This is a genomic window from Nocardioides sp. Z35_8 (genome assembly GCF_059621125.1).
Genome location: NZ_JCAQIE010000002.1, coordinates 14,227 through 40,255, shown reverse-complemented (window position 1 = coordinate 40,255; position 26,029 = coordinate 14,227). Strand labels below are relative to the sequence as shown.

At 73.5% G+C, this 26,029-nt stretch carries 22 protein-coding genes; 18 read left to right on the top strand and 4 right to left on the bottom strand.

What is annotated here, in order from left to right:
* Nucleotides 1-97: 97 nt before the first annotated feature.
* From AC54T2_RS11965 to AC54T2_RS11940, 6 genes are all read left to right on the top strand, one after another.
* A complete protein-coding gene (locus AC54T2_RS11965) occupies nucleotides 98-697 on the top strand; it encodes a YceD family protein (RefSeq protein WP_496666282.1) in 600 nt (199 codons plus the stop codon).
* A 52-nt stretch (nucleotides 698-749) separates the two neighbouring features.
* Nucleotides 750-935: a 50S ribosomal protein L32 gene (rpmF, locus tag AC54T2_RS11960; RefSeq protein WP_056906555.1), complete on the top strand. Its 186-nt coding sequence runs from the start codon at nucleotides 750-752 to the stop codon at nucleotides 933-935.
* The gene (rnc, locus tag AC54T2_RS11955) at nucleotides 890-1,654 is read left to right on the top strand and encodes a ribonuclease III (RefSeq protein WP_496666281.1); all 765 of its coding nucleotides are present in this window, start codon (nucleotides 890-892) and stop codon (nucleotides 1,652-1,654) included. Before rpmF ends, rnc begins: the two co-directional genes overlap by 46 nt.
* 3 nt (nucleotides 1,655-1,657) lie before the next feature.
* Nucleotides 1,658-2,530, top strand: coding sequence for a bifunctional DNA-formamidopyrimidine glycosylase/DNA-(apurinic or apyrimidinic site) lyase (gene mutM, locus AC54T2_RS11950; protein ID WP_496666280.1), 873 nt, complete (start codon nucleotides 1,658-1,660; stop codon nucleotides 2,528-2,530).
* A 77-nt stretch (nucleotides 2,531-2,607) separates the two neighbouring features.
* A complete protein-coding gene (locus AC54T2_RS11945; RefSeq protein ID WP_186340912.1) occupies nucleotides 2,608-2,802 on the top strand; it encodes a hypothetical protein in 195 nt (64 codons plus the stop codon).
* Nucleotides 2,803-2,848: 46 nt separating this feature from the next.
* Complete coding sequence (locus AC54T2_RS11940) at nucleotides 2,849-4,093, top strand: MFS transporter (protein ID WP_186340913.1); 1,245 nt, start codon at nucleotides 2,849-2,851, stop codon at nucleotides 4,091-4,093.
* Between the two features lies 1 nt (nucleotide 4,094).
* On the opposite strand, the gene AC54T2_RS11935 is transcribed toward AC54T2_RS11940, so the two are convergent.
* Nucleotides 4,095-5,375, bottom strand: coding sequence for a methyltransferase domain-containing protein (locus tag AC54T2_RS11935; protein ID WP_496666279.1), 1,281 nt, complete (start codon nucleotides 5,373-5,375; stop codon nucleotides 4,095-4,097).
* An 88-nt stretch (nucleotides 5,376-5,463) separates the two neighbouring features.
* On the opposite strand from AC54T2_RS11935, the gene AC54T2_RS11930 reads away from it, so the two are divergent.
* The 6 genes from AC54T2_RS11930 (at nucleotide 5,464) to ftsY (ending at nucleotide 13,664) form a co-directional block, all read left to right on the top strand.
* Nucleotides 5,464-6,825: an FAD-binding oxidoreductase gene (locus AC54T2_RS11930; RefSeq protein WP_496666278.1), complete on the top strand. Its 1,362-nt coding sequence runs from the start codon at nucleotides 5,464-5,466 to the stop codon at nucleotides 6,823-6,825.
* Between the two features lie 28 nt (nucleotides 6,826-6,853).
* On the top strand, nucleotides 6,854-7,945 hold the full coding sequence (locus AC54T2_RS11925; RefSeq protein WP_489974731.1) for an aminotransferase class V-fold PLP-dependent enzyme: 1,092 nt from the start codon (nucleotides 6,854-6,856) through the stop codon (nucleotides 7,943-7,945).
* A gap of 145 nt (nucleotides 7,946-8,090) precedes the next feature.
* The gene (smc, locus tag AC54T2_RS11920) at nucleotides 8,091-11,645 is read left to right on the top strand and encodes a chromosome segregation protein SMC (protein WP_496666277.1); all 3,555 of its coding nucleotides are present in this window, start codon (nucleotides 8,091-8,093) and stop codon (nucleotides 11,643-11,645) included.
* Nucleotides 11,642-12,145, top strand: a complete 504-nt coding sequence (locus AC54T2_RS11915) for an acyl-CoA thioesterase (RefSeq protein WP_186340917.1) — start codon at nucleotides 11,642-11,644, stop codon at nucleotides 12,143-12,145. Before smc ends, AC54T2_RS11915 begins: the two co-directional genes overlap by 4 nt.
* 106 nt (nucleotides 12,146-12,251) lie before the next feature.
* A complete protein-coding gene (locus tag AC54T2_RS11910) occupies nucleotides 12,252-12,428 on the top strand; it encodes a hypothetical protein (protein WP_186340918.1) in 177 nt (58 codons plus the stop codon).
* A 72-nt stretch (nucleotides 12,429-12,500) separates the two neighbouring features.
* A complete protein-coding gene (ftsY, locus tag AC54T2_RS11905; RefSeq protein WP_496666276.1) occupies nucleotides 12,501-13,664 on the top strand; it encodes a signal recognition particle-docking protein FtsY in 1,164 nt (387 codons plus the stop codon).
* A gap of 258 nt (nucleotides 13,665-13,922) precedes the next feature.
* Here ftsY and AC54T2_RS11900 read toward each other — a convergent pair whose 3' ends face one another.
* A complete protein-coding gene (locus tag AC54T2_RS11900; protein ID WP_496666275.1) occupies nucleotides 13,923-16,913 on the bottom strand; it encodes a glycosyltransferase family protein in 2,991 nt (996 codons plus the stop codon).
* Nucleotides 16,903-17,847: a rhamnan synthesis F family protein gene (locus AC54T2_RS11895; protein ID WP_186340921.1), complete on the bottom strand. Its 945-nt coding sequence runs from the start codon at nucleotides 17,845-17,847 to the stop codon at nucleotides 16,903-16,905. The genes AC54T2_RS11900 and AC54T2_RS11895 overlap by 11 nt, the downstream gene beginning before the upstream one ends.
* Before the next feature lie 233 nt (nucleotides 17,848-18,080).
* On the opposite strand from AC54T2_RS11895, the gene AC54T2_RS11890 reads away from it, so the two are divergent.
* The 6 genes from AC54T2_RS11890 (at nucleotide 18,081) to AC54T2_RS11865 (ending at nucleotide 25,090) form a co-directional block, all read left to right on the top strand.
* The gene (locus AC54T2_RS11890) at nucleotides 18,081-19,370 is read left to right on the top strand and encodes an ammonium transporter (protein ID WP_186340922.1); all 1,290 of its coding nucleotides are present in this window, start codon (nucleotides 18,081-18,083) and stop codon (nucleotides 19,368-19,370) included.
* Nucleotides 19,367-19,705, top strand: coding sequence for a P-II family nitrogen regulator (locus AC54T2_RS11885; RefSeq protein ID WP_489974727.1), 339 nt, complete (start codon nucleotides 19,367-19,369; stop codon nucleotides 19,703-19,705). Before AC54T2_RS11890 ends, AC54T2_RS11885 begins: the two co-directional genes overlap by 4 nt.
* 28 nt (nucleotides 19,706-19,733) lie before the next feature.
* Nucleotides 19,734-21,956 carry a [protein-PII] uridylyltransferase gene (locus tag AC54T2_RS11880; protein ID WP_496666274.1) on the top strand — a complete coding sequence of 741 codons (2,223 nt, stop codon included), beginning with the start codon at nucleotides 19,734-19,736 and terminating at the stop codon, nucleotides 21,954-21,956.
* 92 nt (nucleotides 21,957-22,048) lie between these two features.
* A complete protein-coding gene (gene ffh / locus AC54T2_RS11875) occupies nucleotides 22,049-23,626 on the top strand; it encodes a signal recognition particle protein (protein ID WP_186340925.1) in 1,578 nt (525 codons plus the stop codon).
* A complete protein-coding gene (locus AC54T2_RS11870) occupies nucleotides 23,623-23,982 on the top strand; it encodes a hypothetical protein (protein ID WP_496666273.1) in 360 nt (119 codons plus the stop codon). The genes ffh and AC54T2_RS11870 overlap by 4 nt, the downstream gene beginning before the upstream one ends.
* Nucleotides 23,983-23,992: 10 nt before the next feature.
* Nucleotides 23,993-25,090, top strand: coding sequence for an amidohydrolase family protein (locus AC54T2_RS11865; RefSeq protein WP_186340927.1), 1,098 nt, complete (start codon nucleotides 23,993-23,995; stop codon nucleotides 25,088-25,090).
* Here AC54T2_RS11865 and AC54T2_RS11860 read toward each other — a convergent pair.
* Nucleotides 25,074-25,973 carry a VanW family protein gene (locus tag AC54T2_RS11860; protein ID WP_186340928.1) on the bottom strand — a complete coding sequence of 300 codons (900 nt, stop codon included), beginning with the start codon at nucleotides 25,971-25,973 and terminating at the stop codon, nucleotides 25,074-25,076. The two genes, AC54T2_RS11865 and AC54T2_RS11860, sit on opposite strands and share 17 nt — an antisense overlap.
* Nucleotides 25,974-26,029: the final 56 nt, after the last annotated feature.

Genomic DNA, 26,029 nt, shown 5'->3' with positions numbered 1-26,029 from the left:
CGCACCGGACTCGTCGCGTGTCACTCGTTTTGCCCCGCCGGTGGGGCGGCGGATACGATTCCGAGGTTGTGTTGGTGTCCAGATGTGGGAGTTCGACGTGAGCAGCCTGGACCCGAGGTCGCCGCTCGTGCTCGATACACGCGAGCTCGGGCGCCGTCCGGGGTCCCAGCGTGAGCTCGAGCTCTCCGTTCCGGCGCCGGCACAGCTTGGCATCGAAGTCCTCCGTGTCCCCGAGGGATCGCCGGTCGAGCTCGACCTGCGACTCGAGGCGGTCATGGAGGGCGTGCTGCTCACGGGCACGGCCACGGCCGCGCTCGAGGGGGAGTGCGTACGCTGCCTGGAGCCGATCGAGGACGAGGTCCACGTGACGCTGCAGGAGCTCTACGTCTACCCCGACCAGCACGACAGGGCCGCGGAGCACGACGACCGCGACCTCGACGACGAGACCAGCCGGCTCGAGGACGACCTGCTCGACCTCGAGCCCCTGCTGCGGGACGCGGTGGTGCTCGCACTACCCTTCCAGCCGCTGTGCATGGACGATTGCCCCGGGTTGTGCACCGAGTGCGGTGCCCGGCTCGCGGACGACCCGGACCACACGCACGACGCGCCGATCGACCCCCGCTGGGCCGGGCTCCAGCAGCTGGCGCAGACCGAGCAGGACAGCGAGCACGACCCCCAGCACGACCCCCAGGACTGAACCATCTCGCCGGGAATCCCCGGCAGAGCAACGCAAGCAACAGGAGACCACCATGGCTGTTCCGAAGCGGAAGATGTCGCGCAGCAACACGCGTCACCGCCGTTCGCAGTGGAAGGCCGTCGCGCCGACCCTCGTCACGTGCGCCAACCCCGCCTGCGGCGCCAAGCACCTCCCGCACCGTGCGTGCGGCCAGTGCGGCCAGTACGGCGCCCGGGCCGACCGTCGCCAGGTCCTCTGACCAGCGACGAGCTCCGCGCAGCGCTCGGTGATCCGGTCCTGGATCCCGAGCTGCTGCAGCGTGCCCTGACGCACCGCTCGTACGCCTACGAGAACGGCCAGATCCCGACCAACGAGCGACTGGAGTTCCTCGGTGACTCCGTCCTCGGGGTCGTGGTCACCGAGTCGCTCTACCGCGCCCACCCCGACTTCTCGGAGGGCCGGCTGGCCAAGCTGCGTGCCGCGGTGGTCAACGCGCGCGCCCTGGCCGACGTCGCCCGCCAGATCGGGCTGGGCGAGCACATCAAGCTGGGGCGCGGCGAGGAGACCACCGGCGGCCGCGACAAGGCCTCCATCCTCTCCGACACCGTCGAGGCGGTCATCGGCGCGATCCACCTCAGCGGTGGCATCGACGAGGCCGCCAAGGTCGTCCACCTGCTCTTCGACCCGGTCATGGAGGCCGCGGCGTCGATGGGCGCGGGCCTGGACTGGAAGACCTCCCTGCAGGAGCTCGCCGCCGACCGGGGCCTCGGCGTGCCCGAGTACCTCATCGAGGACGACGGCCCCGACCACATGAAGACCTTCGTGGCCCGCGTACGCGTGGGCGAGCAGGTCCTCGGCAACGGCACCGGCCGCTCCAAGAAGGAGGCCGAGCAGGGCGCCGCCGAGACCGCCTACCGCGAGATCAAGGCGGCCGACCCCGCGGGCCGCACGGCCGAGCCGGCCGGCGCCGACGCCTGAGCCGTGCCCGAGCTCCCCGAGGTCGAGGTCGTCCGGGCCGGCCTCGAGCGCCACGTCGTGGGGGCTCGCATCGACGCCGTCGAGGTGCTCCACCCGCGGCCCGTCCGTCGTGACCACCGCGGGTCGACCGGGTTCGTCGCCGCCCTGCGGGGCCGGCGCATCGAGGCCGTCCGCCGCCGCGGCAAGTACTTCTGGCTCGCGCTCGACAACGACGACGCGCTCCTGGGCCACCTCGGCATGAGCGGGCAGATGCTCCTCCACGAGCCGGGCGCGCTCGACGAGCGCCACCTGCGGGTCCGCTTCCGTCTCGCCGCCGCCGACGGGCGGCCACTCGAGATGCGCTTCGTCGACCAGCGGATGTTCGGCGGGCTGGTCGTCTCGACCGGCGGGGCGCAGCTGCCGACCGAGATCGCGCACATCGCCCGCGACCCGATCGACCCCGAGTTCGACGACGACGAGTTCGTCCGGCGCGCGCGCCGTCGCACGTCCGCGATCAAGCGGCTGCTGCTCGACCAGGGATTGGTCTCTGGCGTCGGCAACATCTACGCCGACGAGGCCCTGTGGCGCGCTCGCCTGCACGGCGAGCGGCCGGGGGACCGGCTCACCGGCACGGTGCTGCGCGACCTGCTCGGCCACGTGCGCGAGGTGATGGGCGAGGCGCTGGCGCAGGGGGGCACGTCCTTCGACGCCCTCTACGTCAACGTCAACGGCGAGTCCGGCTACTTCGACCGTTCCCTCGACGCCTACGGGCGTGAGGGCGAGCCGTGCCGGCGCTGCGGCACGCCGATCCGCCGGATCTCGTTCATGAACCGGTCGTCGTTCTTCTGCCCGCGGTGCCAGCGACCGCCCCGTGCCCGGAGCGCCCGGGCGCATTGACCGGTGCCCCGCGCGGTGGGACTCTAGGAGACGGCCGGAACGTCGGCCGGACGACTCGACCTTTCGAAAGGCTCCCCATGGCCAAGGCGCTGTTGGGTCATGTGCACAGCGACGTGCGGACCACGTCCGTCCTCGCCGCCGAGAACCATCGGCTCCGCCGCAGGGTCGCCGACCTGGAGGCGCTGGTGCTGCGGCTGGAGGCCGACAACGACCGGCTGGCCGCGGCGGCCCTGGTCGGCGAGCGCGTCGTCGAGGACCTCCAGCCCGCCTGAAAACCGCGGTGCGCGGGCGGTGCCGCCCCCGTAGGCTCACCTGCTTGTGAGTCGCATCGTCGAGACCGTCTTCCCGGCGCGCCTCGGGACGGGCTTCCGGTGGCTCGTCGGGTCGTCCTGGGTGACCAACCTCGGCGACGGGGCGCTCATCGCGGCTGGCCCGCTGCTGGTCGCGTCGCAGACCCGCAACCCGATCCTGGTCGCGTCCGCCATGATCGCCCTCCAGGCACCGTGGCTGCTGGTGGGGCTGTTCGCCGGCGCGCTGGCCGACCGGCTCGACCGGCGGCTGGTGATGATGGTCGCCAACTCGGTGCGCGGACTCGTCCTGGCCGGGCTGTGCGTCGTCATCGCGACCGGCCACGTCAACATCGCCCTCGTGCTCGCGGCCCTGCTCGCGCTCGGCACGGCCGAGACCTTCGTCGACGCCACCGCCGGCACGCTGACCCCGATGCTGGTGGACAAGAGCGACCTCGGCATCGCGAACTCGCGGCTGATGGCCGGCATGATCACGGGCAACCAACTCGTCGGTCCGGCCGTCGGCGCGCTGCTGTTCTCGGTGGGCATGGTCTGGCCGTTCGCCGTCACGGTCGCCTGCATCGTCGTGGGCGTGGTGCTCGTCTCGCGCATCGGCACCCCTCCGGGGGCGGTCCGCGGCGACGTCGACACCCACCTCCGGCAGGACATCGCCGACGGGGTGCGCTGGCTGGTGGGCAACCCGCCGGTGCGCACGCTGGCGATCATCATCGTCGTCTTCAACGTCACCTGGGCGGCCCCGTGGTCGGTCCTGGTGCTGTGGGCGCTGGAGCGGGTGGGGATCGGCGAGGCGGGCTTCGGCCTGCTCACCACGTCCTCGGCGATCGGCGGGCTGCTGGCCACCTTCTCCTACGGACGCCTCGAGCGGCTGGTGCCGCTGGCCACGCTCATGCGGGCGGTGCTGCTGGCGGAGGTCGTCTTCCACCTCGCCATGGCGCTCACCACCTCGCCGTGGGCGGCGTACCCCCTGATGCTCTTCTTCGGGGCGTACGCCTTCGTCTGGGGCACGTTGTCGCAGGCGGTCCGCCAGCGCGCGGTGCCGGCCGAGCTGCAGGGCCGCGTCGGCTCGGTCTACATGATCTGCGTGATGGGCGGCATGCTCCTCGGCTCGCTGCTCGGCGGGCTCATCGCCGGCGCGTGGGGGCTGACCGCGCCGTGGTGGTTCGCCTTCGTGGGCTCGGGCGTGACGCTCGCGCTCGTGTGGCGCTCGCTGGGACACATCGCCCACAACGACGAGGTCGCCGCAGCCGCCGCCTGACTCAGCGATCGACCCGGGCCAGGCGCCTCAGGCGACGCGACAGCCGCGCGGTCCACCGGCTCCGCTCCTTCTCCAGACTCGCCGCGAGCCGATCGCCGCGGGAGCGCGCTCGCTCGAGCCTGGCCTGGGTCTTCGCGAGCCTGACCTGCGTCTTCGCCAACCTGGCCCGTGTCTTCTCGAGCCGCGCACGCACACGGTCGCGCTGGGCACGTGCGCTGTCACGGACGCCGACCAGCTCGGCGACCTGCTCCTCCGCGCGCGCGAGACGGCGCTGGAGGTCGTCGTTGAGCGCGACCAGCTCGCGCTCGCGCACCTGGTGCGGCCAGGTCCGCTCCTCGTCGGGCAACGCGTCGCGGATCGTGGCGAGCTGCGCGAGCGCCGTCGCGACGGCCTCGTTCCGTCCCTCGCGCGGGAGGCGGCGCAGGGTGACGTAGAACTCGAGGTGGCCCGGAAGCGTCGCAGTGACCCGCTCGACGGCGAAGTCGACCAGTCCGAGCTCGAGGAGGTCGATGACGATGTCGGTGAACCGCACCGGCGTCATCGGCCACACATGGCAGTCGACGTAGTCGCCTCGCTGCTGGCGCTCGACGGCGGGGCGGACCGTGGACATCGGGTTGGTCCGCTGCTCCGGCCACGCCCCTGCCCACGCCTCGTGGGCGGGGAAGTGCACGGCGGTGCGAGCGTGGTCGTAGACGGCTCGGTAGGACGGGATGCGGTCGCCGTCGAGGTGGGCCTGGACGACCTGTCCCACGGTCGCGGGCGAGCGCCGCACGTCGAAGCAGAACCGCATGTCCGGCACGGCGAGCAGGAGGTCGCCGCCGTCGACGAGCACCTCCGCCACGTCGTGCAACCACCCGATCATGTCGGGCACGTGCTCGATGACGTGGCTGGCCAGCACGTGCTGGAAGGGCGCGGCCGGCGCCACCGCCTCGGCGAGCGTGCCGACCGAACCGTCCTCGCGCGTGAGCCAGAAGTCGATGTCCGGGATCAGGTCGACGTCGACGGAGGAGTCGACGCCGTAGTGAGCGACCAGGCCGTCGCGGTCCACCACGTCGACGTAGCGCACGTCGGCCATGTCGCGCGTGATGATCGCAGCGGCGAGCGGACCGACCTCCAGGCTGCGTCCGGCGCCGAGGTCGACGTCGGCCAGGAGCAACGACCGCCGCAACGTCAGGATGTCGAGCTGCGGTGCGTCCGGCTGGACGTCAGGTGCTGCCCGCGGCGGAGCGTCCGACGCGGCGGCTCGCTCGGCCGTCGAGTCGTCGTACGTGATCTCGCTCATGCCGGGGAGCCTAGGGGCTGCCCGCGGACCGATGCGCGTCGAGGCTCGATCCGGTCCTTTCGCGCGCGACGAGTGGTTCGATGGTCGGATGGAAGCACTCCCCGGTCTAGTCCGCTCGCTGCCGGCGGGTGTCGTCGCGACCGACCCGGCGACGCTCGAGACCTACCGCTACGACTGGTCGCGCGACGTCGGCGCCGGCACGCCGCTCGCCGTGGTGCGCGCCGAGGACGCCGCCCAGGTGCAGGCCGCGGTGCGCTGGGCGGCCGGGCACGGCGTGCCGGTCGTGCCCCGCGGCGCCGGGTCCGGACTGTCGGGCGGCGCCAGCGCCGTCGACGGCGGGATCGTGCTCAGCCTGGAGCGGATGCGCGGCATCGAGATCGACACCGACTGCCAGGTCGCCGTCGTGGAGCCCGGGGCGCTCAACGCGGAGGTCAAGGCCGCCTCGCGCGAGCACGGGCTCTGGTACCCGCCCGACCCGTCGTCCTTCGAGATCTGCTCGATCGGCGGCAACGTCGCGACCAACGCCGGTGGTCTGTGCTGCGTGAAGTACGGCGTCACCACCGACTACGTCCTGGGCCTCGACGTCGTCCTCGCCGACGGCACGCTGATCACCCTGGGCGGGAAACGGATCAAGGACGTCGCGGGACTGTCGCTGCTCAAGCTCTTCGTCGGCTCCGAGGGCACGCTCGGCATCGTCACCCGGGCGATCCTGCGGCTGGTGCCGGTGCCGCTGCCACCCGCGACGCTGGTGGCGTCGTTCCCCTCGGTCGTCGCCGCTGCCGAGGCCGTCGTCGCCGTGCGCCGCACGCTGCGGCCCTCGATGATGGAGCTGATGGACCGGGCCACGATCAACGCGGTCGAGGACCACGCCCCGCGCGGCCTGGACCGCACCGCGGGCGCCCTGCTCCTCGTCCAGTCCGACGCGCCGGGGGAGGCCCGGGTGGCCGAGATCGCGGTCGTGGAGGCGGCCTGCGTCGCCGCCGGGGCGAGCGAGGTCGTGCTCACCGACGACCCGGCCGAGGGGGAGATGTTCGTCGAGGCGCGGCGGATGGCCTTCCCGGCGATCGAGGCGCGCGGTGCGCTGCTGCTCGAGGACGTCGGGGCCGCGGTGCCACTGCTCCCCGACCTGCTGGCCGCGGTCGCCGAGATCGCCGCGCTCCACGACGTCGAGATCCCGACCGTCGCCCACGCTGGCGACGGCAACACCCACCCGATCATCGTCTACGACCCGGCCGACCCCGCCTCGGAGCGTCGGGCACGCGCCGCCTTCGACGACATCCTGCAGGCGGCGATCGCGCTCGGCGGCACGATCACCGGCGAGCACGGCGTCGGACGCACGAAGAAGTCGGCGCTCCCCGACCAGCTCGGCGAGGACGTGATGGCCCTGACCCGTCGGATCAAGGACGCCCTCGACCCGGCCGGCATCCTCAACCCCGGGGCGGTGCTGTGAGCACCGGAGCTTCGCTACGGTCGGTCCCATGATCCGCGAGCGGCACCTCTTCGGCCCCGGCCCGTCCAACCCCTACCCCGAGGCCACCCGCGCGCTCGCCGAGCCGCTGCTGGGCCACCTCGACCCCGAGTTCCTCCGGATCATGGACGAGACCTGCGACATGCTCCGCACCGTCTGGGGCACCGACAACGCCCGCACGCTGCCGCTCAGCGCCACGGGCTCGGCCGGCATGGAGGCGGCGTTCGTCAACACCGTCCACCCCGGCGACGTCGTCGTGGTGGCGGTCAACGGCCTCTTCGGCCAGCGGATGACCGACGTCGCCGCGCGGTGCGGGGCCGAGGTCGTGGCGGTCGAGCACGAGTGGGGGCAGCCGGTCGACGTCGACCGCGTCCTGTCGGCGCACGACTCGCCGGCGATCATCGCCGCGGTCCACGCCGAGACCTCGACGGGCGCGCGCTCCGACATCGCCGCGCTCGGCGCCGGCAAGGGCGACGCCCTCCTGCTCGCCGACGCCGTGACCTCGATCGGCGGCATCGAGCTGCGCGCCGACGACTGGGGGGTCGACATCGGCTACGCCGGCACCCAGAAGTGCCTCGGCGTGGCGCCCGGCCTCGCGCCGTTCACGATCAACGACCGCGCCTTCGAGCGCCGCGTCGAGACGCCGCGCTCGTGGTACCTCGACCTCGGCATGCTCGGCGGCTACGTCGGCGAGGCCGCGTCCAGGGGCGGCCAGCGGACCTACCACCACACCGCGCCCACGGCGATGGTCGCCAGCCTCCACGGTGGCCTGACCCGGATCCTGGAGGAGGGCCTCGAGGCCGTCTGGGCGCGGCACCAGGCCGCAGGCGACGCCCTGCAGGCGGGGCTGCAGGACCTGGGCCTGGAGCTGTTCGCCGAGGAGGGCAGCAGGCTGCCCGAGCTCACGACCGTCAAGGTGCCCGAGGGCGTCGACTCCGCCGCGGTGCGCGCGCAGCTCCTCGAGACCTACGGCATCGAGATCGGCGCGGGTGCGGGGGCCTACGCCGCCAGCGTGTGGCGGATCGGGCTGATGGGCCGCAACGCCCGCCCCGACGCCGTCCAGCTGGTGCTGGCCGCGCTCCGGGACGTACTGGGTCGCTGAGCGGCCTCCTGACGGGCCTCGTGCCACGCCGCGTGCAACCGGCTCCGGCGGGCGCCCGTGCCGTAGGGTGAGCCGCGCTGAGCGTCCCCAGTCTTCAGCCTCCCCGAGGACGGTGGGAGCGGTCTGATCCGGTGAGGAGCCCGCGTTGTACCTGAAGAGCCTGACCCTCAAGGGGTTCAAGTCCTTCGCCTCCTCGACGACGCTGCAGCTCGAGCCGGGCATCACCTGCATCGTCGGCCCCAACGGCTCCGGCAAGTCCAACGTCGTCGACGCCCTCGCGTGGGTGATGGGCGAGCAGGGCGCCAAGAGCCTGCGCGGCGGCAAGATGGAGGACGTCATCTTCGCCGGCACGTCGGGGCGCCCGCCGTTGGGGCGGGCCGAGGTGCAGCTGACCATCGACAACTCCGACGGCGCTCTGCCGATCGACTACGCCGAGGTCACGATCAGCCGCACGATGTTCCGCAACGGCGGCTCGGAGTACGCCATCAACGGCAGCAGCTGCCGCCTGCTCGACGTGCAGGAGCTGCTGAGCGACTCCGGCATCGGCCGCGAGATGCACGTCATCGTCGGCCAGGGCCAGCTCGACTCGATCCTGCACGCCACCCCCGAGGACCGCCGCGGCTTCATCGAGGAGGCGGCCGGCGTCCTCAAGCACCGCAAGCGCAAGGAGAAGGCGCTCCGCAAGCTCGACGCCACCGACGGCAACCTCACCCGCCTGGCCGACCTGCTCTCCGAGATCCGCCGCCAGCTCAAGCCGCTCGGCCGGCAGGCCGAGGTGGCGCGGCAGGCGCAGACCGTGCAGGCCGACGTGCGCGACGCCCGCGCGCGCCTGCTGGCCGACGACCTCGTCAGCGCCCGCACCGCCCTCGAGTCCGAGATGGCCGACGAGACGCTGCTGGTGCAGCGGCGCGAGCAGGTCGAGGCGGAGATCGCCGCCGGACGCGAGAAGGAGGCCGGCCTCGAGGCGGCCCTGCGCGACGACCTGCCCCGCCTGGCCGCAGCGCAGGAGACGTGGTTCGCCCTGTCCGGGCTCAAGGAGCGACTGCGCGGCACCGCGTCGCTGGCCGACGAGCGGATCCGCAACGCCGCCGGGGCGAGCGAGGGCGACGGCGTCGACTCCGGTCGCGACCCCGACGACCTCGAGGCCCAGGCCGAGCGGGTGCGCCGGCAGGAGGCGGAGATCGCCGAGCAGGTCGAGCAGCAGCGGGCCGCCCTCGACGCCGCCGTCGTCGCCAAGCGGGCGGCCGAGGAGGCCGCGGTCGCCGAGGACAAGCGCATCGCGGCCCTCCAGCGCGCCGCCGCCGACCGCCGCGAGGGCCTGGCCCGGCTGACCGGCCAGGTCAACGCGCTCAAGTCGCGCTCCGAGGCGGCCGATGCGGAGATCCAACGGCTCACCGAGGCCCGGGAGGACGCCGTCGCCCGCGCCGAGCGCGCGCAGCGCGACTTCACCGCGCTCGAGACCCGCGTCGCGGGCCTCGACGCCGGGGAGGAGGGCCTCGACACCGAGCACGAGGACGCCGTGGCGGCCCTCGACGAGATCGACGAGCAGCTCGCCCGGGCCCGCGAGGACGCCCAGGAGGCCGAGCGGGAGCGCACCGGGCTGGTCGCGCGTCGCGACGCGCTCGAGCTCGGGCTCAACCGCAAGGACGGCGCCGGGGCGCTGCTCGCCGCGACCGACGAGGTGGGTGGGCTCCTCGGCTCCGTCGCCGCGCTCCTCGACGTCGACCAGGGCTACGAGACGGCGCTGGCCGCCGCGCTCGGCTCCGCCGCCGACGCCGTCGTGGTCTCCGACGCCGCGTCGGCCCTCGACGCGATCGGCCACCTCAAGGCCGACGACCTCGGCCGCGCGGGGATGCTGCTCGGGGGCGCGCCCGCCACCGACCGCGACTGGCCGGCCCTGCCCGACGGCGCGACCTACGCCGTCGACGTCGTCGCCGCGCCCGACGACGTGCGTCCCGCGCTGGTGCGTCTCCTCGACCGCGTGGCCGTCGTCGACGACCTGGCGGCCGCCCGGCGCCTGGTCGCCGACCACCCCGAGGTCGTCGCGGTGACCCGCGACGGCGACCTGCTCGGCACGCACTTCGCCGCCGGCGGCTCGTCCAGCCAGCCGAGCCTGATCGAGATCCAGGCGGCCGTCGACGAGGCCGGCACCCGCCTCGCCGACGCGACCGCGACTGCCGAGCGCCTCGGCTTCGAGATCTCGCGGCTCGAGGCCGCGCGCCACGACGCCGTCAAGCGCGTCGACGTCGCGCTCGCCAAGCTGCACGAGTCCGACGCGACCCTCGCCGCGGTCGCGGAGGAGCTCGGGCAGTACGGATCGCAGGCCCGGGCCGCCAAGGGTGAGGCTGATCGGCTCGAGCGCGCGATCGCCGCGGCCCGCGAGGCCCGCGAGACCGCGTTGGCCGGACTGGTCGACCTCGAGGCCCGCCTCGCCGCCGCCGAGGACGTCACCGACGAGGAGCCCGACACGACCGAGCGCGAGCGGCTGGCCGAGGCCGCCCGCGAGGCCCGTCAGGCCGAGATGGACGCCCGGCTCGCGCTGCGCACGGCCGAGGAGCGTGCCCGCGCGCTGCACGGCCGCGCCGACTCCCTGCTCCGCGCCGCGCAGGCCGAGCGCGAGTCCCGCGCCCGCGCCGCCGAGCGACGCGAGCGGCTGATCCGCGAGGGACGCGCCGCCGAGGCGGTGTCGTCCGCCGTGCGCGTCGTGCTGCACCAGCTCGAGCGCTCGGTCATGCTCGCCGCTGACGAGCGGGCCGCAGTGGAGGAGTCGCGGCAGGGCAGCGAGCAGGAGCTCATGGCCGTGCGCACCCGGCTGCGCGACCTCGCCCGCGAGCACGACGAACTGGTCAGCTCGGTGCACCGCGACGAGATGGCCCGCACCCAGCAGCGGATGCGCATCGAGCAGCTCGAGGAGCGCGCGCTGGAGGAGCTCGGGCTCGACCCCGACGGCCTGGTCGCCGACTACGGCCCGGACGCCCCGATCCCGTTCACCGGCGAGGTGCCGGAGGGGGAGGAGCCGCCCGCGCCGACGGCGTACGTCCGCGAGGAGCAGGTCAAGCGGCTGCGCGCGGCGGAGCGGGCGCTGTCGATGCTGGGCCGGGTCAACCCGCTCGCGCTGGAGGAGTTCTCCGCGATGGAGGAGCGGCACAAGTTCCTCACCGAGCAGCTCGAGGACCTCAAGCGCACCCGCAAGGACCTCCTCGACATCGTGCGCGAGGTCGACACCCGGGTCGAGCAGGTCTTCACCGAGGCCTACGCCGACGTGGAGAAGGCCTTCGACCAGACGTTCGCCCGGCTGTTCCCCGGCGGCGAGGGACGGCTCGTCCTCACCGACCCCGGTGACATGCTCAACACCGGCATCGAGGTCGAGGCCCGCCCGGCGGGCAAGAAGGTCAAGCGGCTCTCGCTGCTCTCCGGCGGCGAGCGCTCCCTGGTCGCCGTCGCCTTCCTGGTCGCCCTGTTCAAGGCCCGGCCCTCGCCGTTCTACATCCTCGACGAGGTCGAGGCGGCCCTCGACGACACCAACCTCGGGCGGCTGCTGGAGATCTACGAGGAGCTGCGCGAGAACTCCCAGCTGCTCGTCATCACCCACCAGAAGCGCACGATGGAGGTCGGCGACGCCCTCTACGGCGTGACCATGCGCGGCGACGGCGTGTCCGCCGTCATCAGCCAGCGCCTGCGCGACGCCGAGAGCGCATGAGCGAGCAGTCGAGCGCGCAACCCGCCGCGAGCGTCGCAGGGGCCAGCACGCGTCGGCGCCGGCCGACCCGCGCCGACTACGTCGCCTGGCGCACCGCGACGACGCGGTGGCGCGACGACGACGCCTACGGCCACCTCAACAACGCGACCTACTACGAGCTGTTCGACACGGCCGTCAACGCCCACCTCTACGAGGCCACCGGCGTCGACGTCCGTGCGCTGCCCCAGATCGGCGTGGTCGCCGAGACCGGCTGCCACTACTTCCGCGAGATCGGCTTCCCCGAGCCGATCGAGATGGGCCTGGTCGTCGACAGGGTCGGCACCAGCTCGATCGTCTACCGCATCGGGCTGTTCCAGGGGCCCTCGGACGAGGCGGCGGCCGAGGGCCGCTTCGTCCACGTCTACGTCGACAACGCGCGCGGCACCGGTGACCGGCCCGTGGTGCCCGTGCCCGACGTGGTGCGCGCCGCGGTCGTGCCGCTCCTGCGACCGGGCGCGTGAGGCGCGCCACGCCCGCGACGCGCCCGGCCCACCTCGATGCGGGAGGGTCCGCCCCGGTGTGTCACGGTGGAGTGGACCCGACCGGCCCCACCTCGGAGGAACCCCCGTGCTCGCGATCATCCTGATGATGTCCCTCGGCGTGCTCGTCGCCGCCGCCGTTGCGGTCTACGTCGCCTACCCCCACCGTGGCGAGAAGCTGCCGGTCGCCCCCCAGCTCGGCACCGCCATGCGCAAGGGCGTCGACTCGCTGCCCACCCTCGAGGACTCCGAGTCGCGCTCCTGAGCCGCGCGGCGTCCCACGCCGGCGGCGCACCGCCCGACCGGGGCGCCGGACGAGGGTGGTTGGATTGGGCCCATGGGTGACTGGCTCTATCTGATCATCGCCATCGCAGTCGTCGGCGTCCTCACGCTCGGCGCGCTGCTGACCTCGGGACGCCGGCGCACGTCGGCGCCCCCGAGCGGCGGCACCGACGTCATCGCTCCGCCTCCGACCGAGACGGACGTCGCGACCGAGGCGCCGCCCGAGCCCGCGGTCGGCACCGCCGACAGGACAACCCCCGCAGCCCCGGAGGCTCCTGCCGCTCCGACGGTCGAGAAGCCCGAGAGCACGGCGTCGCGGCTGGTGCGGTTGCGCCAGCGCCTGTCCCGCTCCCAGGGTGGGCTCGGCAAGGGCATCCTGGCCCTCCTCAGCCGTGACCGCCTCGACGAGGACACCTGGGAGGCGATCGAGGACACCCTCCTCACCGCCGACGTCGGCGTCGCGCCCACCCAGGCCCTCGTGGAGCGGCTGCGCACCCGCCTGCGGGTCGAGGGCGGACAGGCGCCCGACGCCCGCGAGGTGCTGCGCGAGGAGCTGATCGAGCTCGTCGGCACCGACCTCGACCGCCGGGTGCAGGTGACCGGCACGGACGGCAAGCCCGGGGTGGTGCTGGTCGTCGGCGTCAACGGCGCCGGCAAGACCACGACCGTCGGCAAGATCGCCCGCATCCTCGTCGCCGAGGACCTGTCGGTCACGCTCGGTGCCGCCGACACGTTCCGCGCGGCGGCCGTCGACCAGCTCGCCACGTGGGGCGAGCGGGTGGGCGTCGAGGTGGTCCGCGGACCCGAGGGCGGCGACCCGGCGAGCGTGGCGTTCGAGGCCGTCAAGCACGGCATCGACAACGGCGTCGACACCGTGCTCGTCGACACCGCCGGCCGCCTGCAGAACAAGGCCGGCCTGATGGACGAGCTCGGCAAGATCAAGCGGGTCATCGAGAAGCAGGCCGAGGTCACCGAGGTGCTCCTCGTCCTCGACGCCACCACCGGGCAGAACGGCCTCATCCAGGCCCGCGTCTTCAGCGAGATCGTCGACGTCACCGGCATCGTGCTCACCAAGCTCGACGGCTCCGCCAAGGGCGGCATCGTGGTGCAGGTGCAGCGCGAGCTCGGCGTTCCGGTCAAGCTCGTCGGCCTCGGCGAGGGCCCGGACGACATGGCCCCGTTCGACGCCGCGGCCTTCGTCGACGCGCTGCTCGGCTGACGCCGCTGGGGGGTCGAGTGGGCGCGTTCTGACGCCGTTGGGGGGTCGAGTGGGCGCGTTCTGACGCCGTTGGGGGGTCGAGTGGGCGCGTTCTGACGCTGCACCGGTCAGGACGGGCCGACTCGGCGGGTCTGGGCAGTCAGGACGGGCCGACTCGGCGGGGTCTGGGCCGTCAGGACGGGCCGACTCGACCGGTCTGGGCGGTCAGGACGGGCCGACTCGACCGGGCTGGGCCGTCAGGATGCGCCGACTCGACGGTCAGCGCCGCCGGGCGAGCAGGGTCCGCACGGCGTCGTCGATCAGCGTCTCGGCGCGCTTGTCGAAGCTGTGCTCGGCGATGATGCGCATCGCGATCTCGCGACGGGTCGCGTCGTCGGGGAAGGCGTCGTAGGGCGGCTGCACGAGGCGGGCCAGCTCGTGCTCGTTGTCGAAGGGGAGCACCAGGCCGGAGAAGATCTCCTCCAGCCCGTCGATGCGGTCGCTGAGGATCCTCGCCCCGCACGCCGCCGCGTCGAAGAGCCGGTTGGAGGCGAAGCTGTCGCGGCGCATGTCGAGGTGGTGGTCGTTGAGCACGATGCCGGCGGAGGCGTAGAGCACGCCGACCTCCCGGTTGTCGATGCCGCCGGAGGCGATCTGGTCGCGTTCGACGAAGTCGGTCCAGTCGTTGCCGTGCAGGGTGAGGTCGGCTCCGATGGCCAGCGCGCTGCGCACGGCGTAGCGGTAGATGCCGCGCGAGTTGCCGACGAACAGCAGCGCCGGACCGGTGTCGGGCTGGGCCCGGTCAGGGTGGAACCAACGCGTGTCGGTGCACTGGAGCAACGGCGTGACGGGCGTGCCCCACTCGCGGCTCACGCGCTCGGACCAGCTGGTGCTGGCGGCGTAGACGAGGTCGAAGCCGGCCACCTCGTCGGGCGTGATCATGTCGGGGTGGCTGATGATCCACTCGACGTTGAGCAGCCCCGGCCGCGGCGTCACGCGGTCGAGGCCGCGGAGCACCAGCAGGACGTCGTCGTGGTCGCGCGAGTCGCGGTGCCGGGCGTCGCGCCGGTCGATCGCGACGTGCTGGCCGCGTCGTTCGAGGGCGTCGGCCAGTGACCGCGCGAAGTAGGTGTCGCCCCACCGGTCGCCGCGCTGGGCGGCCGGTGCGGCGATGTCGACGGCCCACCGCAGGCGCGGGGGCGACTCGCGGATGCCCTCGACGGCGCGCACCACCAGCTCGGGCACCAGCACCGCGGGCGCGGCCGGGTCGTCGGGGTCGGCGGTGATCCGGCGGTTGCGCTCGTCGGTCGCCTCGAGCCCGGCGGTGCGCAGCTGCTCGTGGGAGTCGTCGGGGGACGGGGGCGGCACCTCCAGCACGGTGGAGCGCAGCGACGACAGGGCGCCGATGAGCTCCTCGGTGTCGGCGTAGGCGGTGCGGGAGGTGATCACGGCGTCGGGCACGAGGACCGTGCGGCCCAGACCGGCCCGCGCGACGCGGAGCCCGAGGTCGGTCTCGGCGAGCACCGTGCGAAACCGCGCCCCGAGCCCGCGCAGGGCCACGGCACTGGCGGTGCGCAGCGCCACCAGGGGCGCGGCGGGCGCTGCGACCGTGGTCGTGCCGATCCGCAACGCGTCGCTGGTGGGCAGGCCGGCGAGGAACAGCTCGGGGTGGGGGTTGTCGGGAGCGAAGCGTGCCCCGGCGCTGAGGATCACGCCGTCGAGGTCGACGACCAGGGGTTGCGCCAGCCCGACCCCCGGCTCGCGGAGAACGCCCGCGAGCCGCTCGGCGATCGGCCGCCGCGGGGGCATCGCCTCCGGCCGCACCAGCACCACCGTGCTGCCTGCGGCCTGGGAGATGCCGACGTTGGTGGCCACCGACATCGAGACGTTGGCCGGGACCGAGACGAAGCGGGCCCCGGCGATGACCGCGGCGATCGACGCGGCCAGCACGTGGTGCGCGCGGCGCAGGCGGACGCCGACGAGCACGAGCTCGGAGCCCTCGCGCGGCACCGAGCCCAGCCACTCGACGGTGCGACGAGGCTCCGGGCCGACGGGCATGACGTGGCTGACCAGCGCCTCGTCGGTCTCGCGCGCCGCGGCCTCCTCCCAGTCGACGAGCTGGCGCTCGAGGACCGCGGAGTCCCAGTCGTCGGCGAAGCCGGCCGGCGGTGCCTCGGGTCGCCGGAGCACGGGTACGTCGACGGCGAGCGGCTCGTGGTCGCGGGTGAGCCGGAGCACCAGGTCGCGCTCGACCGCGCCGCCGAGGCCCTCGTCGAAGCCCCCGACGTCCTTGACGGCGTCGCGCCGCAGCAGGGCGGTGGCGAGGTCGACCGGGCGTCCCGCGAGGAGCTCGTGCCGCGAGCGGCCGACGGCACCGGCGCCGGCCAGCACGGCGGCCGCGCCGCTCGCGTGGGCGTGGGCGAGCAGGTCGCGGAGCATGTCGGGGAGCCACTCGCGCCCGAGCGGGAGGAAGGCGACGTGCTCGGCGGTGCCGTGCTCGAGGGCCACGTTGAGCGCCCGGGCGCGGCTGCACCGCGACTCGCGCACGAGCGTGATCCGGTCGTCGAAGGCCGCCACGCCCTGGAGCACCGCCGCCGTGTCGTCGAGGGACCCCCGGTCGACCGCGACGAGGTGCCAGTCGGTGAACGACTGCGCCTGCAGCGACGCCACCGTCCGACGCACCAGCGGCCCGTCGTCCTGGGCCGCCATCACGACGGTCACGGCGGGGGAGGCGCCCGTCAGGGCCGGGAGCTCGGGTGTCGGCCCGACCAGCGGGGGGCGCTCGCGCACGACCTCGTCGCGCCACTGGGCAGCGGCGGCGATGGCGGCCGCGCGGTAGGTGGACCAGGAGACCTTGCGGGGAAGGGTGCGCGTGGGCAGCGGGGTGGCCGGCCCGGAGACCGACAGCCAGTAGGACAGCGCGCCGTAGGGGTGGTGCCGGGCCTCGGGGTAGGCGGCGAAGACGATGCGCGGGTCGACCAGGGGGTGCGGGGCGATCCGGTTGCGGCGCCGGCGCTCGGAGACGTACCAGAGCACGGGGTGCTGGCCGGCGCGCTGCCACGAGCGGCGGCGCCCGATCCACTGCGCCTCGAAGAGCGGGTGGGGGGAGACGTCGCCCGCCTCGACGACCGCGCGCGCGGCCTCCGCGGGGGAGTCGAACGTCGTGCCGAGCTGGGCGGCGACGTAGTCGACGTCGACGAGGCCCGAGTCGACCATCACGTCGGCGGCGTCGTCGAGCCTCACCTGGTGCCGGCGGCGGTCACCGCGCATCGGAGTACCTCACCCGCGGGAAGAGGGGCTCGAGGGCGAGCGGGGTGGGCAGCAGCCGCTCGGTGTCGCGCAGCGGGTAGTACTGGGCGGTCTCCTCGAGGAACTCGCGCACCCCCTCGAAGCGCTGGGGGAAGCGGCGCTCGCACAGCTCGAGCAGGCGCCGGGCGTCGAGGTTGTAGGGGTCGTAGCGCAGGGTGTCGATCTTGACGTAGGGGAGGCGGGCGTCGTCGAGCACCCGGTCGGCGAGGCTGCGGGCGGGGTTCCACGGCTCGTTGGCGCGCTCGCGCCACTCCCGGATCTCGGCGCGGGTGCGGGGGAAGTGGGAGCGGTGGGCGGCCCACCAACGCATCCGCTCGCGGGCGATGCGGCGGTCCTCGGGCGTCTCCACGAAGTAGGTGTCGGAGGCGAACCCCGCGTCGTAGAGCCGTCGCGACATGCCCACCTCGTAGCGGCGGATGACCTGGCGCCGCTTGGAGATCGGCTCCATCTCCTCCCAGAACGTCGTGAACGCCCGGGAGCCGACCACCCACGGGCGGAAGGCGATGAAGAACGACTGGATGTGCGGCGCGACGCGCTCGGCCCCGGTCAGGCCCCAGAAGTCGCACGGCCTCGTGGCCATCTCGTCGAAGACCGGGTCGTAGGAGTCGAGGGCGAAGACGTAGGTGTCGTTGCAGACCACCACCTCGTCGTAGGCCGTGAGGTCACCGGCGGCGTCGAGGCCGACCTTGTAGCTGAAGAAGTCGTAGCCGTAGTTGGCCCGCTCGACCAGCACGGACCGCTCGCTGAGCCAGGCGCGCGCGGAGTCCTGCAGGCTGGCCGTGGTGCACACCAGGAGCGTGTCGACCGACGCGGCCAGCGCCTCGACCTGGCCCCGCACGTGGGGCCGCAGCTCCCCGGCGACGTCGTAGTGCGCCATCACGGCCAGTCTGGACACGGCCGAACACTACAAGGTGGTGCCGGACGTCGATCCGTTCACACACCCGTAACACGGGCACCCATTCCGTTGCGTGCGCGCAACATCCGTCGCGGCCCGGTGAAACGTCGTCAGCGCAGGCTGCGGGTCATCACGTGGGCACCGGCATGACAGCGGCGTCATGGCCCGGGTGACCAACCCCGTTCCGTACGCGCTCAACTCCTGGAGGTCCTGTGGACGGCTATTACGCCTTCATGCTGGTGGCGACTGCCTTCGTCCTGATGATGACGGTGCCCGCGCTGGCGCTGTTCTACGGCGGCATGTCGCGCTCGAAGTCCGTGCTCAACATGATGATGATGTCCTACGTGGCTGCCGCCATCGTCGGCATCCTCTACGTCGCCGTCGGCTGGTCGATGGGCTTCGGAGGTGACGGCACGTTCTTCGCCAACCCCTTCGAGCTGCTCTGGCTCGACGGTGTCTCGACCGGCGACTACATCTTCGTGATGTTCCAGATGACCTTCGCGATCATCACCGCCGCGCTGATCAGCGGCGCCGTCGCCGACCGGCTCAAGTTCTCCGCCTGGGTGGTCTTCGTGCCGCTGTGGGCGCTCATCGTCTACTTCCCGATGGCCCACATGGTCTTCAGCTGCACCGACGACTCCCTCATCTGCGGCCGGATCGGCGCCCAGGACTACGCCGGCGGCACCGCCGTCCACATCAACGCCGGCGTCGCCGCCCTCGTGCTCGTGGTGCTGCTCGGCAAGCGGATCGGTTGGCCGCGCGAGCAGATGCGCCCGCACAACCTGACGCTCACCATGCTCGGCGCCGGCCTGCTCTGGATGGGCTGGTACGGCTTCAACGTCGGCTCGATCGTCTTCGGCGACGACCCGGCGACCCAGTTCCCGCTCGAGACCGGCCGCACCTTCGCCAACACCACGCTCGCCACCATGGCGGCCATCCTCGGCTGGCTCGCCGTCGAGCGCCTGATCCACAAGAAGGCCACCTCCCTCGGTGCCGCCTCGGGCATCGTCGCCGGCCTGGTCGCGATCACCCCCGCCGCCGGTGCGGTCAACCTCTCCGGTGCGGTCGCGATCGGCCTCGTCGCCGGTGGCGTCTGCGCCTGGGCCGTCGGCCTGAAGTACAAGCTCGGCTACGACGACTCGCTCGACGTGGTCGGCGTGCACCTGGTCGGCGGCATCATCGGCACCGTCCTGATCGGCGTGTTCTCCACGGCCGAGGGCGCCGGCGGGATCGACGGCCTCCTCTACGGCGGCGGCTTCGGCTCGCTGGCCGACCAGTCCCTGGGCGTCGTCGTGGCGGTCATCTACTCCGGCGTGCTGACCGCGGTCATCGCCCTCGCGATCAAGTACACGATGGGTCTGCGCCTCGACGAGGAGGACGAGGTCAACGGCATCGACCTGGCCGCCCACGGCGAGTCGGCGTACGACCTGCACAGCGGCACCAGCGGCGGCGCGAGCAGTGTCCTCGCCTCGTCCACCGCGGCCCCGGCCGCCACCACCAAGACCGAAGGAGCAAGCGCATGAAGCTCGTGACCGCGGTGATCAAGCCGCACAAGTGGGAGGACGTCCGCGAGGCCCTCGAGACCTTCGGGGTCGCCGGGATGACGGTGTCCGAGGTCAGCGGCTACGGCCGCCAGAAGGGCCACACCGAGGTCTACCGGGGCGCGGAGTACGACATCGCGCTCGTGCCCAAGATCCGCATCGAGATCGTGGTCGACGACGCCGACGCCGAGGACGTCGTCGGGATCGTCGTCAAGACCGCGCAGACCGGCAGGATCGGCGACGGCAAGGTCTGGGTGAGCCCGGTCGAGAGCGTCGTCCGCGTCCGGACCGGCGAGCAGGACGCGTCCGCTCTCTGATGGATCCGGCTTCTCGGGACGTGACCGCATGAGCGCAGCAGACCGACGCACCAGGACCACCTCCGCCGACGAGCTCTGCCGGGAGGCGTACGCCGCCTCGGCAGGGCCCGCCACGGGGGTGGCCCTGGTCGCGGTCGGGGGCTACGGGCGGGGCGAGCTGGCCCCCCACTCCGACCTCGACGTCGTCCTCGTCCACGACGACGGGGTCGACCTGGGCGACCTCGGCACGGCCCTGTGGTACCCGCTGTGGGACTCCGGGAGGCGCCTGGACCACGCGGTCCGGTCGATGGGCGAGGTCCTCGAGGCCGCGTGCGACCTGCGGGTCGCGCTCGGGCTGCTCGACGTCCGGCACCTCGCCGGCGACCCGGGCCTGAGCCTGCGGCTGCGCACGACGATGCTCGCCGACTGGCGACGCCGGGCCCGGATCCGGCTGCCGGAGCTGAAGGCGATGACGCTCAGGCGGCACGGCGTCACCGGCGAGCTCGCCCACGTCTCGGTCCCCGACGTCAAGGAGGCGGAGGGCGGCCTGCGCGACGCCGGCGTGCTGCGCGCGATCGAGGCCACCTGGCTGGTCGACGCGTCGACCCCGGCGCTGGAGGCGGCGCGGCAGATGCTCCTCGACGTCCGCGACGAGGTGCAGGACCTGGCCGGGCGCCCCAGCGACCGCATCGCCCCCGAGGCGTGGGGCCCGCTCGCGGACCGGCTCGGTCTCGACGACGCCGAGGCCGCCCAGCGCCACGTCCGCGCGCTCGGCCGGCGCATCGCGCACCTGTCCCGCCTGGCGTGGCGCCGCGCCGACGCCGTGACGGCGCGCCCGACGGGGGAGCGCAGCCGTCGGACGCCCGCGCTGGAGCGCATCGCGCCCGGCATCGCGCTCTCGCGCGGCGAGGTCGTCCTCGACGCGGGCACCCGTCCCGCCGACGACCCCACCCTCCTGCTGCGCGCGGCGGCGGAGGCAGCGAGCCGCGACGCCGTGCTCGCGCCCACCACCGCCGCCCGGCTGGTGCGGGAGGGGGTCGTCCTCCCGGTGCCGTGGCCGGCCGCGGCCCGTGACGCCCTGGTCCGCCTGCTGGCGAGCGGGCCGGGCCTGCTGCCGGTGTGGGAGACCCTCGACGAGGTCGAGGGCATCGACACGTTCCTCCCCGAGTGGGAGCAGATCCGGCTGCTGCCGCACGCCTCGGCCATCCACCGCTTCACCGTCGACCGACACGTCGTGGAGACGTGTGCGGAGGCGGCAACGCTGATCCGCACCGTCCGGCGTCCCGACCTGCTGCTGGTGGCGGCGCTCCTGCACGACATCGGCAAGGGCTCGCTGCACGACCACTCCGTCGCCGGCGAGCCGCTGGCGCGCAAGGTCGTGGCCCGCATGGGCTTCACCGACCTCGACGCCGAGGTGGTCGCCTCGCTGGTGCGCTGGCACCTGCTGCTGGCCGACCTCGCGACCACCCGCGACCCTGACGACCCGGCCACCACCGCCGAGCTGCTCGCCCACGTCCCCGACGCGGCGAGCCTCGAGCTGCTGCGCGCCCTCACCGAGGCCGACGCCCGCGCCGCCTCCCCGGCCGCGTGGACGACGTGGCGCGCCTCGCTGGTCGACCGACTGGTCTCGCGGGCCCGGCACGCGCTGGGCGCGCAGGTCGCCGACGTCGCCGCCCCCGGGACGGTGCCGGTGCCCGACGTCGTACGACGTGACCCGAGCGCCGTGTCGGTGGAGGTCGCCCCGCACGAGGTCGGCGCCACCGTCACCGTGATCGCCGCCGACCGGGTCGGCCTGCTCGCCGACGTGGCCGGGGGGCTCGCGGCGCTGCGCGCGCCCGTGCACGCGGCCCGCGCCTGGGGACAGGTCGACGCCGACGGCGAGTGGGGCATCAGCGCGTGGGAGGTCCCCGACGCCTACCTCGACCCCGCCGTCGTCCGCGAGCGGATCCGTCGGGTCGTCGAGGGCACCGAGCGGCTGCCCGACCTGCCGGCCCGCCCCGACGGCGAGCTGCCGCCCATCGTGGAGGTGCGCCCCGACGCCTCACGCGCGTCGCTGGTGCTGGAGATCCGCACGTCCGACCGGCCCGGGGTCGTCCACCGCGTCCTCACCACCCTCGCCCGGCTCGGGCTGACAGTGGCCTCGGCCCACGTCTCGACCCTGGGTCCGCAGGCCGTCGACGTGTTCTACGTGCAGGAGCTCGGCGGGGTGCGCCCGACCGACGAGCGTGCGGCCGCGGCGGCACACGCGGTGCGCACCGCGCTCGGCGGCTGAGCCTCGCGCGGGTCCGGCGGCTAGTCTTGGGCGTCGTACCACCACCGATCCGCCCCTGATCCACCACCCGATGCGAGGGACAGACCCACACCGTGTTCGCCACACTCTCCGACCGCCTTGCCGACACCTTCAAGAACCTGCGGGGCAAGGGTCGGCTCTCCGAGGCCGACATCGACGCCACCGCGCGCGAGATCCGCATCGCGCTGCTCGAGGCCGACGTCGCCCTGCCGGTCGTCAAGGAGTTCGTCGGCGCGGTCAAGGAGCGCGCCCGCTCCGAGGAGGTCAGCGGTGCGCTCAACCCGGCCCAGCAGATCATCAAGATCGTCCACGAGGAGCTCGTCACGATCCTCGGCGGCGAGACCCGCCGCCTGCGCTACGCCAAGAGCGGGCCGACCGTCATCATGCTCGCCGGCCTCCAGGGCGCCGGCAAGACCACGCTGGCGGCCAAGCTCGCCCTGTGGCTGAAGGAGCAGGGCAAGACGCCCATGCTCGTCGCGGCCGACCTGCAGCGGCCCAACGCGGTCCAGCAGCTCCAGGTCAACGGCGAGCGGGTCGGCGTGCCCGTCTTCGCCCCCGAGCCCGGCAACGGCACCGGCGACCCGGTCGACGTCGCCCGCGCCTCCCTCGAGGAGGCCCGGCGCAAGGTGCACGACGTCGTCATCATCGACACGGCCGGCCGCCTCGGTGTCGACGAGACCCTCATGCGGCAGGCCGCCGACATCCGCGACGCCGTGCAGCCCGACGAGGTGCTGTTCGTGGTCGACGCGATGATCGGCCAGGACGCCGTGACCACCGCGCAGGCCTTCCTCGACGGCGTCGGCTACGACGGCGTGGTGCTCACCAAGCTCGACGGCGACGCCCGCGGTGGTGCGGCCCTCTCGATCCGCTCGATCACCGGCAAGCCGGTCATGTTCGCCTCCAGCGGCGAGAAGATGACCGACTTCGACCTCTTCCACCCCGACCGGATGGCCTCGCGCATCCTCGACATGGGCGACATGCTCACCCTGATCGAGCAGGCCGAGAAGGCCTTCGACTCCGAGCAGTCGCTCAAGGCGGCCGAGAAGCTCGCCACCAAGGGCGGCTTCACGCTGGAGGACTTCCTCCAGCAGATGATGCAGATCCGCAAGCTCGGCTCGATGACCAAGATCATGGGGATGCTCCCCGGCATGGGGCAGTTCCGCGACCAGCTCGAGAACTTCGACGAGCGCGAGATCGACCGCATCCAGGCGATCATCCAGTCGATGACGCCCGCCGAGCGCGACAACCCCAAGATCATCGACGGCTCGCGCCGCGCCCGCATCGCCGCCGGCTCCGGGCGCCAGGTCTCCGACGTCAACCAGCTCGTCGACCGCTTCTTCGAGGCGCGCAAGATGATGGAGCAGATGGCCCGCGGGGGCGGCGTGCCCGGGATGCCCGGGATGCCCGGCATGCCGGGGCTGGGCGGGGGCAAGCGGGCGGGTGCGCGGCAGGCCCAGGCGAAGGGCAAGAAGGGCAAGAAGCGGGTCTCGGGCAACCCCGCCAAGGCCGCCCAGCAGAAGGCCCAGCAGAAGGCCGCCGCGGCCGACAAGGGCGCCAACCCCTTCGGCAACCCCGACGGCGCCGACATCGACTACGAGAAGGCGGCCGAGCAGCTCAACCTCCCCAAGGACTTCTCGCAGTTCCTCAAGTGAGGGTCCTCGTCGTCGACGGCGCCAACGTCGTCGGGTCCGTGCCCGACGGCTGGTGGAAGGACCGTGCGGGGGCGGCGCGCCGGCTCCACGAGCGGCTGCTGGTCGCCGACACGTCCTTCGACGAGGTCGTCCTCGTGCTGGAGGGCCAGGCCAAGGCCGGCGTGCCCGCGGGCCGGGACGCCCACGTACGCACCGTCCACGCGCCACGTGACGGCGACGCCGCGATCCGCGAGCAGGCCCGACGCGCCGCGGAGGCGGGCGCGCAGGTCGTGGTGGCGACCGCCGACCGGGCGCTGGCGGCCAACGTGTCCCCCGCCCAGGTGGTCAGTCCGTCGTGGCTGCTCGACCGGCTGTAGCCTCCGCCGCATGCCATCCCATCGAGCCGAGCCTGCGCAGCGCTTCCGCGGCCCCGTCCTCCCCGACGGCGAGCCCACCGACCTCTACGTCGTGGACGGACGGATCACGTTCGAGCCGCAGGCCGGTGCCGACACGGTCGCCGAGGGCTGGATCGTGCCGGGCCTGGTCGACGCCCACTGCCACCTCGGGCTCGACGACTTCGGTGCCACCGACGACGAGGCCACCGAGCAGCAGGCGATCGCCGACCGCGACGCCGGGGCGCTGCTCATCCGCGACGCCGGCTCGGCCTCCGACACCCGCTGGATCCACGACCGCGACGACCTGCCCCGCCTGATCCGGTGCGGGCGCCACATCGCGGCGACCCGGCGCTACATCCGCGGCTACGCCCACGAGGTCGAGCCCGCCGAGCTGGCGACCTACGCCGCCCAGGAGGCCCGCAACGGCGACGGCTGGATCAAGCTCGTCGGCGACTGGATCTCCCGCGAGGAGGGCGACCTGGCGCCGTCGTTCCCCGCGGAGGCCTTCGCCGACGCGATCGCCGCCGCGCACGCCGAGGGCGCCAAGGTGACCGCCCACTGCTTCGGCCACGGCGTCCTGCCCGGCCTGATCGAGGCGGGGATCGACTGCATCGAGCACGGCACCGGGCTCACCGAGGACCTGATCGACGCGATGGTCGAGCACGGCACCCGGCTGGTGCCGACCGTCATGCAGCTCGACAAGTTCCCCCAGCACGCGGCGGCCGGGCAGGAGAGGTTCCCCGCCTACGCCGCGACGATGACCGACCTCTACGCCCGGATGCCCGCGACGATCATGGCGGCCTGGGAGGCGGGCGTGCCGATCTACGCCGGCTCCGACGGCGGTGGCATCAGCCGCCACGGCAACATCGCCGGCGAGGTCGAGGCCCTCGTGCGCATCGGGATGCCCGCCCACGACGCGCTGGGCGCGGCGAGCTGGAGCGCCCGGGAGTGGCTCGGGGTCGACGGCCTCGTCGAGGGCGCGTCGGCCGACTTCGTCGTCTACGACCGCAACCCGGTCGAGGACCTGTCGGTGCTCCGCACCCCGACCGCGGTCGTGCTCCGCGGCGCGCTGGTCAGTCCAGGTCGATGACCTGCACGTCCGGGCCGGGCTCGTAGACCACGAGCGCGCAGTTGCGCTTGACCAGCTCCTCGCCGACCTGCTCGCCGGTGCGGCGGTCGATGACCCGGCGCCAGATCTGGTTGCGGCGGAACACGTCGCCGTCGCGGCGCAGGAACTGCTCGTGCCGGGCCTCGACCCGGTAGGAGTGGTCCGGGCGCTCGTCGGCGCGCAGCTGGCCGTGCAGGAAGCGCTCGCCGACCCACGTCCGGAGCTGGAAGGTGTACGCCGTGTCGTTGCGCACCACGAGGTCGACGTAGTTGTAGACGATCGAGCACCCCACGCCCCACGGCAGCACCCGCCCGCGGTCGGGGAACGGGTCGAAGGAGTGCTCCGAGCGCTCCACGACGGTCAGCGGCGAGTGCAGCACCATCCAGTGCACGAGGTTGGCCAGCTGGCAGATCCCGCCACCGACGCCTGCCTCGGCCGCGCCGTTCGACAGCCGCATCCCGTCGACGTACCCCTTGCGGCGGGTGCAGTTGCCCACGACGCGGTTGAACGACACGCTCTCGCCGGGTCGGATGAGCGTCCCGTCCATCCGCTCGGCCGCGAGCCGGAGGTTGGTCACCTTGTTGTGCTGCAGGTGCATCTGGTCGGGGTCGAGCTCGCGCAGCAGCAGCGACCCGTGCTGCTCGAGCCGCACCGGCAGGTCGACCGCGTCGCGCGTGCGCGCCCACACGACCCGGCCCGACCACGCGTCCCGCACCCAGTGCGTACGCCGGCGGGCGCGGTGCACCGCCATCGCGGCGGGAAGCAGCCACGGGTGACGCTGCGTCAGGCGTGGGGGAGCGGTCAACCGCGCGGGGAGGTCGAGCGGCTCGGGCGGCTGCAGGTGCCCGGCGTGCGCGCTGGTCATGCCAGGTAGACGCACCAGGGGGCGAGGAGGTTGCCGGGAACTGGTTTGTGCCCGCC